Genomic DNA, 14,218 nt, shown 5'->3' with positions numbered 1-14,218 from the left:
TGGCTGCGGGGATCAAGCGACTCTGCCGAAGCAGCAGCCCACTGGACAGGTAGTTCGAGAGGACTGAGGAGAAGTACGTGACGTACACGATTGCCGAGCCCTGCGTCGACGTCAAAGACAAGGCATGTATCGAAGAGTGCCCCGTCGACTGCATCTACGAAGGTGCTCGCATGCTGTACATCCACCCGGATGAGTGCGTCGACTGCGGCGCCTGCGAACCGGTCTGCCCGGTCGAGGCCATCTACTACGAGGACGACGTTCCGGAGCAGTGGAGCGCCTACACGCAGATCAACGCCGACTTCTTCACCGAACTCGGTTCGCCGGGCGGTGCGTCGAAGGTCGGTCAGACCGACAACGATCCCCAGGCCGTCAAGGACCTCCCTCCCCAGGGTGAGGACTGAGCCCACGGCTGAGCTCGCCCGCCGGCGGCTGAGAGCCCCGGTCTCCGCGTCGTTGCCGGTGTTCCCGTGGGACACCCTGGCCGACGTCACCGCGGCGGCCCGTGCCCACGAGAGTGGAATCGTCGACCTCTCGGTCGGCACCCCGGTCGACGAGGTGGCGCCGGTGATCCGCGACGCGCTCGCGGCGGCCGGTTCCGCCCCCGGCTACCCGACGACCCACGGCACGACCGCGTTGCGTGACGCCGCGGTCGCCGCGCTGCACCGGCGCTACGGGATCACCGGCCTGGACCCCGCCGCGGTGCTGCCGGTCATCGGTACCAAAGAACTGATCGCGTGGTTGCCGACGCTTCTCGGCCTCGGCGCGGCCGACACCGTCGTGGTCCCCGAACTGGCCTACCCGACCTATGAGGTCGGTGCGCTGCTCGCCGGCGCCGCGGTGGTGCGCGCGGACTCCCTGACACAGCTGGGCCCCGCGGCCCCGCCACTGGTGTACCTGAACTCACCCAGCAACCCGACCGGCAAGGTGCTCGGGGTCGACCACCTCCGCAAGGTGGTGAGCTGGGCGCGCGACCGCGGCGTGCTGGTCGCGTCCGACGAGTGCTATCTGGGTCTGGGCTGGGACGCCACCCCCGTCTCGGTGCTGCACCCCGCCGTGTGCGACGGCGACCACACCGGGCTGCTGGCCATCCACTCGCTGTCGAAGACGTCGTCGCTGGCCGGGTACCGCGCCGGTTTCGTCGCCGGCGATCCCGCCGTCGTCGCCGAACTGCTCGCGGTGCGCAAGCACGCCGGGATGATGGTGCCGACGCCGATTCAGGCCGCGATGGTCGCCGCTCTCGACGACGACGCGCACGAGCGGACGCAGCGAGCCCGCTATCAGCGTCGCCGCGACGCACTGCTGCCCGCGCTGGTGTCCGCAGGGTTCACCGTGGACCACTCCGAGGCGGGCCTCTACCTGTGGGCCACCCGCGACGAGCCGTGCCGCGACACCCTCGCATGGCTCGCGCAGCGCGGCATCCTGGTCGCCCCCGGAGAGTTCTACGGGCCACGCGGCACCCGGCACGTCCGGGTGGCGCTGACCGCGACCGACGAGCGCATCGACGCGGCCGTGGAGCGCCTCGGTTCCTAGCGCACACCCCTATCGTGGGTAGATGACGCGCATCGGCGGCGACGAGCACCTGGTGTCCGAAGTCGAAACCCTGGTCCGGCGCTGGCTCGACGACGCGGCGGGACACCGCGTCGCACCTGCGGCACGACGGCTCGCCGACGTGCTGCGCGACCCCGGCGGGCTCGATTTCACCGTCGGGTTCGTCGACCGCGTGATCCGCCCGGACGACCCCCGCGTCGCGGCGGCGAACCTGCGCGAGCTGGCCCGCACCGCGCCCGGGTTCCTGCCGTGGCATCTGCGGCTGCTCATCAGGCTCGGTGCGGCAGTATCCGTCGTCCTACCCGGCGTCGTGATCCCGATCGCCTCCCGCGCCCTGCGCGAGATGGTCGGCCATCTCCTGGCCGACGCGACCGACGCCCGCCTCGGCCGCTCCATCGAGCGGATCCGCCGTCGCGGGGTCAACCTCAACGTCAACCTCCTCGGCGAGGCGGTGCTGGGGCGGCGCGAAGCGCGACGGCGCCTGACGGGCACCGAGCGGCTCCTGGCCAGACCCGACGTCGACTACGTGTCGATCAAGGTCTCGGCGAGCGTGCCTCCGCATTCGGTTTGGGCGTTCGACGAGGCCGTCGACCACATCGAGCAGAGCCTGCTGCCGCTGTTCACCCAGGCGGCGACCGCGGCCACCCCCAAGTTCATCAACCTCGACATGGAGGAATACCGCGATCTGGAGCTGACGATCGCGGTGTTCACCCGTCTGCTCGACCGGCCGGAACTACGCACCCTCGAGGCCGGCATCGTGTTGCAGGCCTATCTGCCCGATGCCCTGAGCGCGATGATCCGGCTCCAGGACTGGGCCCGCGACCGCAGGCAGCGCGGCGGTACCGGCATCAAGGTGCGTCTGGTCAAAGGCGCCAATCTGCCGATGGAGCACGTCGAGGCGTCCCTGCACGGCTGGCCGGTCGCCACGTGGCCGACCAAGCAGGACACCGACACCAACTACAAGCGAGTGCTGAACTACGCCCTGCAGTCCGACCACATCGACAACGTGCGCATCGGCGTCGCCGGTCACAATCTGTTCGACGTCGCCTACGCGTGGATCCTGGCCGGGCGGCGCGGCGTCCGCGACGGCGTCGAGTTCGAGATGCTGCTGGGCATGGCCGACGCCCAGGCCGAGGCGGTGCGGGCGACGGTCGGAAACCTGCTGCTCTACGTGCCCGTGGTGCACCCCGAGGACTTCGACGTGGCGATCGCCTACCTGGTGCGTCGGCTCGAGGAAGGCGCCAGCCAGGACAACTTCATGTCGGCGGTCTTCGAATTGCACAGCGACGACACACTTTTCCGCCGTGAGCGGGACCGGTTCGCCGCATCACTGGCCGCCGTCGACGACGGTGTTCCCCCGCCCAACCGCCGGCAGGACAGGCGGACCGACGATCCGGCGGCCGCGATGCGGGACGTGTTCTCCAACGTCGCCGACACGGATCCGGCGCTGCCGGGCAACCGGGCGTGGGGACGCGCGGTCACCGAGCGCATCGCGGGGTCGACTGCGGGGTGCGCGCTGGTGGACGAATTCACCGTCACGACGGTCGACGAGCTCGACGGGGTGATCTCCCGCGGTGTCGACGCAGGCTCGCGGTGGGCGGCCCTGTCGGGAGCGCAGCGCGCCGCCGTTCTGCGTCGCGCCGCGGCGACGCTGGAGGGCTGTCGCGCCACGCTGTTGGAGGTGATGGCCTCCGAGACGGGCAAGACCCTGGACCAGGGCGACCCCGAGGTCTCCGAGGCCGTCGATTTCGCCAACTACTATGCCTCGCTGGCCGAGGAGCTCGACCGTGTCGACGGCGCCACCGCGCGGCCGGTCGGGCTCACCGTGGTGACGCCGCCATGGAACTTCCCGGTCGCGATCCCCGCGGGTTCGACCCTGGCCGCGCTGGCCACCGGGAGCGCCGTGGTGATCAAACCCGCCACGCAGGCCAGGAGGTGCGGGTCGCTCATGGTGCAGGCGCTCTGGGATGCCGGGATTCCGCGCGACGCACTGCAATTGGTCCACCTCGACGAAGGCGAGCTGGGCGCCCGGCTCATCTCCGACGCGCGGGTCGACCGACTGATCCTGACCGGCGCGTTCGACACCGCCGCGCTGTTCCGCAGTTTCCGGCCCGACCTGGCCCTGCTGGCCGAGACCAGCGGCAAGAACGCGATCGTGATCACCCCCCACGCCGACGTCGACCTGGCCGTGAAAGACCTGGTGTACTCGGCGTTCGGGCATGCCGGGCAGAAGTGCTCGGCGGCCTCGCTGGGCATCCTGGTGGGTTCGGTGGGACGCTCGACCCGATTCCGGGACCAGCTCGTCGACGCCGTCAGCTCGCTGAACGTCGGCTATCCGACCGACCCCACCGTCCAGATGGGTCCGGTCGTCGAACCTGCAGAGGGCAAACTGCTGCGGGCGCTCACCACGCTGGGGCCGGGGGAGACGTGGCTTGTGGAGCCACGGCGGCTCGACGACACCGGCCGGCTGTGGTCGCCCGGGGTCAAGACCGGGGTGCGGCGCGGTTCGGAATTCCATCTCACCGAATACTTCGGTCCCGTACTGGGTTTGATGCAGGCCCGCGACCTCGACGAGGCGATCGCGATGCAGAACCAGGTCGACTACGGGTTGACGGCCGGCCTGCACAGTCTCGACCGGCGCGAGATCGAGCGCTGGATCGACCGGGTCGAGGCAGGCAATGCCTACGTCAACCGGTCGACGGTCGGGGCCATCGTGGCGCGCCAGCCGTTCGGGGGCTGGAAGAAGTCCTCGGTCGGTGCCGGGGCCAAGGCCGGCGGCCCGAACTATCTGATCGGGCTCAGCGAGTGGGACACCGCCCCGGCGGCGAAAGCCGGCCGACTGACCCCGGAAATCAACGAATTCCTCTCCGCCGCAGCAGGTCTGGACCTGAGCGCGGCGGATCTGGAATTCCTCGGGCGATCTCTGAAGTCGGATGCGCTGGCCTGGGAGCAGGAGTTCGGCGAGGCCCGCGACGTGGCGGCGCTGACCGCGGAGAAGAACATCCTGCGCTACCGCCCGGTGCCGGTGACCGTGCGGACCGAGGGCGGGCACACCGCGTCGCTGCTCCGGGTGGTCGCCGCGGGTCTGCTGTCCGGCGCCGGGATCACGCTGTCGAGCGCCGCGCCGCTGGACCCCGCGCTCGCGGGCATGCTGCGGTCGCGCGGAGTCACCGTGCGCGACGACGATCCCGGCAGCTGGCGGAAGCTGTTGCGCGGCAACGCTCCGACGCGGGTCCGGCTGATCGGCGGGAGTCGCGAGGCCTTCGCCGAGGACAGCGGCGGCAGGGCGGACATCGCGCTCTACGCGCAACCGGTGGTCGAGGCCGGGCGGATCGAGCTGCTCACCTTCCTGCGGGAACAGGCGGTCTCGGTGACCGCGCACCGGTTCGGTTCACCGACAGCCCTCGTCGACGGACTGCTCGACGGGCCTCACGCCGGGTAGGCGGCCACCGGCATCACGACGGTGCCCTTGCAGACGCCGTCGAGGATCTCCGTACGCCAGGTGCCGTACATGGAACCGTCGGCGGTGGGTGCGTAGAACACGAGTGAACGGGCGGCCGCGTATTCGCGGGGGAGACCCTCACCTCGGAAACACTCCCACTGCCAGTTGTAGTTGAAGATCCACTGCCGGCCGTCCCACGTGTAGCGCGACGGCTGCGGGATGGTCGGATTGGACGGCACCGGCCCGTCGGACGCCGTCGCCACGCAGGTGCCGACACAGGACGTGCTGAAGGTGTACTGCGCGCTGAAGTCCGGTTCGGGCTGTCGGGTCGCGATGCTCGTGCCGATCTTCTGCGATGCGAAGGTCACCACCGTGTAACGCCCGCTCCAGTCGACCGGGGCGGCCGACGCGGTGGCCGATCCGCAGACAGCCGCTGCCGCAACGACAGCCGCGGCTGTCAGCGCGTGGCGCGCCTGTCGGGCCAACATGAGTTCCTCGCTGTTTTGAATTAGGTGCTGGGTTATTTCGGTGTGGCACTTCAACTTAATTGCCGCAACCGTCACGATGCCGCATCGACACGACGCGTACGGGCACGGTTGGATCACGGCTTGGTATCGGTGGCCGATCCGAATGACGTTCGTGCGGAACGTACCTCGTGACCTCAGTGGCCGGTGAGGTGCATCAACATCCATGCGGCGATGCTCTGCGCGTCGGTGATCACGCGTTCGCGCATCATGCGTTCGACCTCTGCGCGGGTGAACCAGGCGCTGCGCATGTCCTGCTCCTCGTGCTCGCGGTCGTGCGGACCCTCGGTGATCCCGGTGGCGAGGAACACCCTCCCGCGCTGGCTGCTCATCCCCGGGGCGACGTCGAGCAGACCGATCTCGGTCATCGACGCGGCGATCAGGCCCGTCTCCTCGCGGAGCTCACGTGCGGCGAGGTCGGCGCCGTCGAGGTCGGCCCGGTCGGGCGCAGTGCCCTGCGGGAACTCCCACCGTCGCAAACCGATCGGGTAACGGAACTGCTCGACGAGGTGGAAGCGCTCGCCGTCGCGCGGAATCACCAGCGCATACGTCGGCTTGTCCACCACCGCGTACACCCCGGGGCTGCCGTCGGGCCTGCGAATGTCGTCCTCTCGGATCGTCAGCCAGGGGTTTCGATAGATCTCCCGCGTCCCGACGGCCTGGATGTAATCCACACCGACCAGTATGACCAGCGTCAGGGGTAGCCTCACGCTGTGCTGTTGGCGTCCTTGAACCCTGCGGCCGTCGCCGCCGGTGCCGACCTCGGTGATGCGGTGCGCATCGACGGGGTGTCGTTGAGTCGGAGTGATCTCGTCGGGGCGGCGACCTCGGTGGCCGAACGGGTCGCCGGTGCGTCGCGGATCGCGATCCTGGCCCGGCCGACCGCGACGACGGTGCTGGCCGTCGCCGGCTGCCTGATCGCCGGAGTGCCATTCGTCCCGGTGCCCGCCGACGTCGGGGCCGCCGAGCGACGACACATCCTGACCGACTCGGGTGCGCAGGGATGGCTCGGTGAACTGCCCGAGCACGCCGACGGACTCGCGCACATTCCCGTGCGGATGCACGCCCGGTCCTGGCACCGCTACGCCGAGCCGCCCCCGGACGCGACGGCGATGATCATCTACACCTCGGGCACCACCGGATTGCCCAAAGGCGTCGTGGTCAGCAGGCGCGCGATCGCCGCCGACATCGACATGCTGGCCCACGCGTGGCAGTGGACCCCCGACGACACCCTGGTCCACGGGCTGCCGATGTATCACGTGCACGGCCTCGTGCTGGGACTGCTCGGGTCGCTGCGGATCGGGAACCGCTTCGTGCACACCGGGAAACCGACTCCTGACGCGTACGCCCACGCGGTCAGCGAGCTGGGCGGCACGCTGCTGTTCGGGGTCCCGACGGTGTGGTCGCGGATCGTCGAGGACGGTGATGCCGCACGTGCGCTCGCCCCGGCCCGCCTGCTCGTGTCGGGAAGTGCGGCACTGCCGGTGCCGGTGTTCGACGGGCTGGCCACGTTGAGCGGGCACCGGCCGATCGAGCGCTACGGCAGCACCGAGACACTCATCACGCTGAGCACCCTGGTCTCGGGGGAGCGCCGGCCCGGCTGGGTCGGGATGGCGCTGCCGGGTGTGCAGACCCGGGTGGTCGCCGACGACGGCACGGCACTGCCGCACGACGGGGAGTCGATCGGCCGGCTGCACGTGCAGAGCCCCACGCTGTTCGACGGATACCTCAACCGTGCCGACGCGACGGCCGAGGTGCTCGGCGACGACGGCTGGTACCAGACCGGTGACGTCGCCGTCATCGACTCCGGCGGGATGCACCGCATCGTCGGCCGGGAGTCGGTCGATCTCATCAAGAGCGGCGGATTCCGCATCGGCGCCGGCGAGATCGAGACGGTGCTGCTCGGCCATGCCGGGGTGCGGGAGGCCGCCGTGATCGGAGCGCCCGACGAAGACCTCGGGCAGCGGATCGTCGCGTTCGTGGTGGGCGCGGCGGAGCCCGACGAGCTGATCGATTACGTGGCCAGACAGCTGTCGGCGCACAAGCGGCCCCGCGAGGTCCGGATCGTCGAGAGCCTGCCGCGCAACGCGATGGGCAAGGTGATGAAGAAGGAACTGGCGCAGTGGGTTTGAGGTTCAGCGACATCTGCGTCGACGCGAACGATGTCCGTGCTCTGGCGGCGTGGTGGGCGGAGGTCCTCGGGTGGCCCGCCGAGGACACCGACGACGGGGATGTGGTGCTGCGGGCACCCGGCGGGGTGGGTCCGGACTGGCTGTTCCTCGCAGTGCCCGAGGGCAAGGCCGTCAAGAACCGCATCCACTTCGACTTCACCCCCGACGATCAGCAGGCCGAGGTCGAGCGGGTGATCGGACTCGGCGCCCGGCGGGTGGACATCGGTCAGGGTGAGCAGACCTGGGTGGTGCTGGCCGACCCCGAAGGCAACGAGTTCTGCATTCTGGCGGCCGGATCGTGACCCCCCACCCCGCACCGCGAGCGTGCGTGTCGGCGGGCAACACGCCGGCGTTTCGCGGGATTTCGCGCACGCTCGCCGCGATCGGAACGGCCGTGGTGCTGGCGGCGTGTGGGCACGCACCCGAGGTCATGCTCGTCCAGACCAGCATCACGGTGCCGCCGGCCCCGGTTGCGCAGGCCACGCCCGCAGACACATTGAGCATCGGAACGGGCGCCGTGGACACCACCGGAGGCTGGCTCCCCGACGGTCGTCCGCTGTCACCGTTCGATACTGCGAATCCCATTCTGTCGCAACTGGATCCCGCGCTCCTCGCCGCCGTCCAGAATGCCGCACGCGCCGCGCAGGCCGGCGGTGTGGACATGACGGTGACCTCCGGCTGGCGCTCGAAAGGGTTCCAGCAGAGGCTGTTCGACGATGCCGTCGTCGCGTACGGCAGCGTCGCAGCCGCCGCCGAGTACGTCGCAACCCCCGAGGTGTCCAAACATGTCCTGGGCCAGGCTGTCGACATCGGCCCGCCCGAGGCCGACCACTGGCTGATCGCCAACGGACGGCAGTTCGGCCTCTGCCAGATCTATGCCAACGAGATCTGGCATTTCGAGCTCACCGCGGACGCGCAGGGCGAGTGCGCGCCGCTCAAACCCAACGCCGCGGGATAGCCGCCGCGGCGGCACTGGTCAGTCGTCTGCGCCGCCGGGACCGCCGGACCCACCCTCGCCGCCGGCTCCTCCGGAGCGGCCCGTCGCCGACTGTCCCGACTGCCCCGCGCCGCCCGGTGTGCCCGTTCCGCTGATGCCGCCCTTGCCGCCATGGCCCCCGGCGCCGCCCCGGCCGCCCGTTCCGGCATCGCCGGCCCTGCCGTCGGCGCCCGACCTACCGGCGAGGCCGCCGGCGCCACCGAGTCCCGGGGCGCCGCCTTCTCCGCCGTCGCCGCCGCGGCCTCCGGTGCCGCCCGTACCGCCGGAGCCTCCCGCGCCGACGGATCCCGTCGCGGTGAGGATTCCGCCGCCCACGCCGCCGTCGCCGCCCACGCCACCGGTGGCGCCCACGCCGCCGTCACCGCCGGAGCCGCCGTCGCCGCCCTTGCCGCCGTTGCCGCCGAACAGACCGGCGCGACCGCCATTGCCGCCGGCGCCCCCGATGCCGCCGGTGCCGCCGTCGGCACCGGTGCCGCCCCGGCCGCCGTCTCCGCCGTCGCCGCCCACGGCGTATCCACCGGATGCGGATCCGCCGTCGCCGCCTCGCCCGCCTGCCGCCCCGGTGCTTCCGTCGCCGCCTGCGCCTCCGTTGCCGCCGGTGGTGATCCCGCCCCGGCCGTACGCCGAACCGCCGGCGCCGCCGTTGCCGCCGCGACCGCCGAACGCGCCGTTGCCACCGGTGCCTCCGTTGCCACCCGTGGCGCTGCCGTCGATGCTGTTCGCCCAGCCGCCGGCCCCGCCGGCGCCGCCGACCGGCAGGTCGAGGCTCCAGTTGGCGCCGAACGGATAGCGACCGCCGTCTGCCCCGGTCTCGCCGTCGCCGCCGACCAGATTGCCGTACCCGTACGGCGGGCTGTCGCCGCGCGTGCCCGTCGCCGCCGGCAGCGAGCTCGGCGGGGTCGGGCCGGCGCCCGCGGGTCCGACGACGCCGAGTGCTCCGTTGCCGCCGTCGCCCCCGTTGCCCCAGAGTCGTCCTCCGTTGCCGCCGTGCCCGCCGTTCTGGCCGGGTGTCGTCGCGTCGCCGCCGCGTCCACCGTTGCCGAGCAGGCCCGCGTTGCCGCCGTTGCCGCCGTTGGCGCCGGCTCCGCCGTTGCCCCAGATCAGCCCGCCGTGGCGACCGTTGCAGGCGGTGCCGACGCAGTCGGCGGGCGCGTCGGCTCCGTTGCCGAACAACGGACGGAACAGGGAATTCGACCCGGCCGCCTGCAGCGTTGCCAGATTCGCAGATCCGTGCGCTCCTTCGGCGCCGACGGCTGCCCCGACGTTCGCGCAGCCGTCGGCGGGCGGCAGGCATTCGGAGTACGGGGCGGCCGGCAGCCAGTCATCGGGCGCTGCGGCTGCCTCGGGTGCCAGCAACGCCGCGGCCCCGAGGGCGCTGCCGCCGAGTCCGACCGCAACCGCCAAACTGGCGAACAGTGGTGATTTGCCTGGTGCGTAAGCGGTGCCTGACAAGGTCAGCGTCCCTTCTCGAATGCTGCGGAAGCCGCTGGTCGGCACCCGGCTTTCAAGATCATCGGGACACAGCATAATTTGCACATGCGTAAATAGCCAAAACATGTTCGGCGAAGATCAGTTGTGCCCCGGCCGCCGGTCCGCGCGCCCAATCTGCACAGCGCACGCAGAATTCAGCAAATATTCGGCGTCTCATCGTCGACGCCGGGGCATCAGCACCTAGTTGGCGTGCAGCGCCTCGTTCAGGGTGATTCCCGTGCCATCGCGCTTGACCACCTCGACGGCGCCGGTCACCGAGTTGCGGCGGAACAACAGGTTGCTCGCGCCGGAGAGTTCGCGAGCCTTCACAGTCGTGGCCGTCCGACCCTCGTCGAGGAGGGTCACCTTCGTGCCCGCCGTGACGTACAGCCCGGCCTCGATCACGCAGTCGTCACCCAGCGAGATGCCGAGGCCCGCGTTGGCGCCGAGCAGACACCGCTTGCCCACCGAGATGACCTGCGTGCCCCCACCGGACAGCGTCCCCATGATCGATGCCCCGCCGCCGATGTCGGAGCCGTCGTCGACCACGACACCCGCCGAGATCCTGCCCTCGACCATCGAGCTGCCCAGGGTGCCGGCATTGAAGTTCACGAAACCCTCGTGCATCACCGTGGTGCCCGACGCGAGATGTGCGCCGAGGCGCACCCGGTCCGCGTCGGCGATCCGCACCCCGGAGGGCAACACGTAGTCGACCATCCGAGGGAACTTGTCGACGCCGTACACCGCGACCTGTCCCCGGCGGCGCAGCTTCGCGCGCACGGCCTCGAAACCGTCCACCGCGCACGGGCCATGACTCGTCCACACGACGTTGGTCAGCACTCCGAACAGTCCCTCGGCGTTCAGCCCGTGGGGTGCGACGAGGCGGTGCGACAGCAGATGCAGGCGCAGATAGGCGTCATAGGCGTCCACGGCCTTGTCCGCCAGCGACGCGATCACGGTGCGCACCACGACGACCTCGACGTCGCGGTCCTCGTCCCGGCCGGCGAGCGCGGCGAGTTCGGCAGGTACCTCTGCCACCGACAACCGCGACGTTCCGGACGGTCCGTCGGCGGTCAGCTCCGGCGCGGGGAACCAGGTATCGAGAACGGAACCGTCGGCCGCGATGGTCGCGACGCCGACGCCAGAGGCACCAGTTGCGGAAGTCACGGTGCATCAGGCTACCCGGGGGCCGGACCGTGCTCATGCTCCGCGGGGTCCCGACCAGCCCGGGAAGGCGGCGCAACCGGCTAACGTGGCCGGTGTGCTGGACCTACACGCCGACCCGATCACGCTGACCGCGGCGCTGGTGGACATCCCCAGCGAGTCGCGGCACGAGACCCGCATCGCCGACGAGATCGAGACCGCGCTGCGCGAACAGACCACCGGTTTCGAGGTCATCCGCCACGGCGACGCGGTGCTGGCGCGTACGAACTTCGGAAAGCCGTCTCGGGTGCTGCTCGCCGGCCACACCGACACCGTCCCCGCGGCCGACAACCTGCCGAGCCGGCTCGCCGACGGGATCCTGCACGGCTGCGGAACCTCGGACATGAAGTCCGGGGACGCGGTGTTCCTGCATCTGGCGGCCACCATCGCCGACCCTGCGCACGACATCACCCTGGTGATGTACGACTGCGAGGAGATCGAGGCGTCGGCCAACGGGCTGGGCCGGATCGAACGGGAGCTGCCGGAGTGGCTCGCCGCCGACGTCGCGATCCTGGGCGAACCGTCCGGGGGCTACATCGAAGCCGGCTGTCAGGGCACGCTGCGGGTGGTGGTGCGAGCCACGGGCACACGCGCGCACTCGGCGCGATCCTGGTTGGGCGACAACGCCGTTCACAAACTCGGCGACGTGCTGGCCCGGCTCACGGCGTATCGGGCACGCAGTGTCGACATCGATGGCTGCACCTACCGCGAGGGACTCTCGGCGGTGCGTATCGACGGAGGTGTGGCGGGCAACGTGATCCCGGACGCCGCGAGCGTCACCGTGAACTTCCGGTTCGCGCCGGACCGCAGCGTCGAGCAGGCCCATGCCCACGTCCTGGAGGTGTTCGACGGGCTCGATGTCGAGATCGAGCTCACCGACTCCGCGGCAGGCGCGCTGCCGGGACTGACCAGACCCGCCGCGGCCGCGCTCGTCGAGGCGGCCGGCGGACAGGTGCGTGCGAAGTACGGCTGGACCGACGTGTCGAGGTTCGCCGCCCTGGGCATCCCGGCGGTGAACTACGGTCCCGGCGACCCGAATCTCGCGCACCGCGTCGACGAACACGTCGAGGTCGCACAGATCACCGCGGTGACCGACATGCTGCGGCGCTACTTAACCTCGATCCACCGGTGAGCTGTCGGTGTGAAGTCGATTTCGATTGTGTGCGTTGGGCCCGGGGTGTGCCGTGAGGTGGGTGTGTGTGATGGCCCGATCTCGGTATCGGCTTGTTCCTGTGGGTCTTTCGTCTCGTGCGGGCGGTTGGGGTTGCTCTGTTAGGCCAGCAGTGGCCGGTTTCGGCCAAACAGACTGTGGAACAGGGTGTTCCACGCGGTTTCCCAGGGCCAGTTGCGTGGCAGGTGCAGGGTCAGGCGTCGGGCCGAGGAGGCGATGCGTGCCGGCACGCTGATCAGGGTGCGGCGGATGGTGCCGGTGCGGGCTTTGGCCAGCGCTGGTCCGGTCAGGGTGGCCGCGGCGCGGGTGAGGTTGAACGCCATCGCTGCGCACACCAGCCAGGCGGCGTTGGCGCCGAATCGCCCCGAGGGCAGATGGGCCAGAGCAGAGTCTTTGAGGTCGGCGTGGACCTGCTCGATGAGCGCGTGGCCGCGGTGGGTCTTGTCGGCGGTGACGGTATCGAGGTCGGTGGTGGTGAAGAAGGCATGGAAGCGCCAGGTGTCGAACAGGGTGGTCTGCCCCTCGCCGCTGGCGGGGTTGAGGTCGGGGATGCGCCGCACCACCAGCCTGCCGGGGATCTGCTCGCTGGTTTTGCGGGAGCTGAACGCGGTGAAGTCGATCTCGGCGACCTCGGCGCGCGAGATCCAGCGCTGGGTGTTCTCGTCGTAGATCGCGTCGGTGTACTGGATCGGGATCCAGGCGTCCTCGGGTATGGCGGCGATGGCGGCTTTGACTTTTGGGTCCAGGCGCACGGTGATCGACACGTCGGCACCACCGCGCAGAGCAGCCGCCACGGTTGGGTAGCCGTAGAACGCCGAGTCGGCTCGCAGCAGCGGCCGGGTGGCTGCCGCCGAAGAGCGCAGTCGTGTCACGGTGGCCAGCGTGTCGCCGACGATGCGGGCAGCTCCACGTGCTGATCCGCAGGCGCCTTTGCGTAGGCGTTGGCCGCAGATGATCGGTGCACCATGCTCAGTGGTGAGCGTGGCGATCAGCGCATTTAACCCACGGACCCCGGAGTATCCGTAACCAGATCCCTGTTTGGTGTAGCCGTGCACTTCGATGATGGTGTCATCGAGATCAACACACACCGGACCGTCAACACCGGCCAGCACCGGAGTGCGTTCGTGCAGACCGGCCAGCAACCGCGCCGCCACGGCGTCGAGTTGGCGGACATGACCGAAGCTGAATTCGCGCAGGAACGATCCCAGCGTCGACGGGGCGTACGGGCGGTCGAACACGGTGCCCATCGCGCCGTGGCGCAGCAAGGCCATGTCATCGATGCTGTCAGCACCAGCTACCATGCCCGCGACCAGCGACAAGACTTTCGCCCCGGCGTTGGCGCCCTTGTCGGTCGGCACCGTGATGTGCTCATCAGCCAGGCTGCTCAACCCGCACTGATGAGCCAGAGCGGCCATCGGGACCAGCCCGGCACACGACACCAGATTGGGGTCATCAAAGCGGGCTGACGCCACAGGACGAGTGTGAGATAGTTGCATCTACGAGATGCCCTTCGTTCTGACCGAATGTGATCCTAGACAAATCCCATTCTTTCACCGCGACAGGGCATTTCGTTTTTACAACCCGCCCCAACTCCTATTCGATCGGTGGATCAAGGCTTAATCGGTTGACCCCGCCGCTACCGTGAAACACATGCTCTCGCACTGAGGAACCAGACCCTCGTCCGTACCTCAC

The 14,218-nt window shown here is 70.0% G+C and carries 12 protein-coding genes; 7 read left to right on the top strand and 5 right to left on the bottom strand.

The window, feature by feature from the left end:
- Positions 1-77 precede the first annotated feature (77 nt).
- Genes fdxA through DYE23_RS21105 form a run of 3 tightly spaced genes read left to right on the top strand, consistent with a single transcriptional unit; the run spans position 78 to position 4,990 of the window.
- Positions 78-401 carry a ferredoxin gene (gene fdxA, locus DYE23_RS21115; RefSeq protein WP_011893058.1) on the top strand — a complete coding sequence of 108 codons (324 nt, stop codon included), beginning with the start codon at positions 78-80 and terminating at the stop codon, positions 399-401.
- A complete protein-coding gene (gene dapC, locus DYE23_RS21110; protein ID WP_272940050.1) occupies positions 391-1,530 on the top strand; it encodes a succinyldiaminopimelate transaminase in 1,140 nt (379 codons plus the stop codon). Before fdxA ends, dapC begins: the two co-directional genes overlap by 11 nt.
- A gap of 22 nt (positions 1,531-1,552) precedes the next feature.
- A complete protein-coding gene (locus DYE23_RS21105) occupies positions 1,553-4,990 on the top strand; it encodes a bifunctional proline dehydrogenase/L-glutamate gamma-semialdehyde dehydrogenase (RefSeq protein ID WP_115328080.1) in 3,438 nt (1,145 codons plus the stop codon).
- On the opposite strand, the gene DYE23_RS21100 is transcribed toward DYE23_RS21105, so the two are convergent.
- On the bottom strand, positions 4,978-5,478 hold the full coding sequence (locus DYE23_RS21100; RefSeq protein ID WP_115328079.1) for an Rv2253 family sensor-like surface protein: 501 nt from the start codon (positions 5,476-5,478) through the stop codon (positions 4,978-4,980). The genes DYE23_RS21105 and DYE23_RS21100 overlap by 13 nt on opposite strands.
- 173 nt (positions 5,479-5,651) lie before the next feature.
- Positions 5,652-6,188, bottom strand: coding sequence for an NUDIX domain-containing protein (locus DYE23_RS21095; protein ID WP_115329053.1), 537 nt, complete (start codon positions 6,186-6,188; stop codon positions 5,652-5,654).
- Between the two features lie 39 nt (positions 6,189-6,227).
- Here DYE23_RS21095 and DYE23_RS21090 point away from each other — a divergent pair, with 39 nt between their 5' ends.
- The 3 genes from DYE23_RS21090 (at position 6,228) to DYE23_RS21080 (ending at position 8,643) form a co-directional block, all read left to right on the top strand.
- On the top strand, positions 6,228-7,646 hold the full coding sequence (locus DYE23_RS21090; RefSeq protein ID WP_115328078.1) for an acyl-CoA synthetase: 1,419 nt from the start codon (positions 6,228-6,230) through the stop codon (positions 7,644-7,646).
- On the top strand, positions 7,637-7,987 hold the full coding sequence (locus DYE23_RS21085) for a VOC family protein (protein ID WP_115328077.1): 351 nt from the start codon (positions 7,637-7,639) through the stop codon (positions 7,985-7,987). Before DYE23_RS21090 ends, DYE23_RS21085 begins: the two co-directional genes overlap by 10 nt.
- A 128-nt stretch (positions 7,988-8,115) precedes the next feature.
- The gene (locus DYE23_RS21080; protein ID WP_276051689.1) at positions 8,116-8,643 is read left to right on the top strand and encodes a M15 family metallopeptidase; all 528 of its coding nucleotides are present in this window, start codon (positions 8,116-8,118) and stop codon (positions 8,641-8,643) included.
- A gap of 18 nt (positions 8,644-8,661) precedes the next feature.
- Here DYE23_RS21080 and DYE23_RS21075 read toward each other — a convergent pair whose 3' ends face one another.
- Both DYE23_RS21075 and dapD read right to left on the bottom strand, forming a co-directional pair.
- The gene (locus DYE23_RS21075; protein ID WP_218566991.1) at positions 8,662-10,086 is read right to left on the bottom strand and encodes a hypothetical protein; all 1,425 of its coding nucleotides are present in this window, start codon (positions 10,084-10,086) and stop codon (positions 8,662-8,664) included.
- Between the two features lie 267 nt (positions 10,087-10,353).
- Positions 10,354-11,319: a 2,3,4,5-tetrahydropyridine-2,6-dicarboxylate N-succinyltransferase gene (gene dapD / locus DYE23_RS21070; protein WP_115328076.1), complete on the bottom strand. Its 966-nt coding sequence runs from the start codon at positions 11,317-11,319 to the stop codon at positions 10,354-10,356.
- A 94-nt stretch (positions 11,320-11,413) separates the two neighbouring features.
- Between dapD and dapE the strand changes: the two genes are divergently transcribed.
- A complete protein-coding gene (gene dapE / locus DYE23_RS21065) occupies positions 11,414-12,487 on the top strand; it encodes a succinyl-diaminopimelate desuccinylase (RefSeq protein WP_115329050.1) in 1,074 nt (357 codons plus the stop codon).
- Between the two features lie 140 nt (positions 12,488-12,627).
- On the opposite strand, the gene DYE23_RS21060 is transcribed toward dapE, so the two are convergent.
- Positions 12,628-14,022 (bottom strand): IS1380 family transposase, encoded by a 1,395-nt coding sequence (locus tag DYE23_RS21060; protein ID WP_115326321.1) that lies wholly within the window; start codon positions 14,020-14,022, stop codon positions 12,628-12,630.
- Positions 14,023-14,218 lie beyond the last annotated feature (196 nt).

Origin of the sequence: Mycolicibacterium gilvum, from assembly GCF_900454025.1 — a bacterium.
GTDB lineage: Bacteria > Actinomycetota > Actinomycetes > Mycobacteriales > Mycobacteriaceae > Mycobacterium > Mycobacterium gilvum.
The sequence above is the reverse complement of the archived record's forward strand: the minus strand, read 5'-3'. Positions and strand labels throughout refer to the sequence as shown.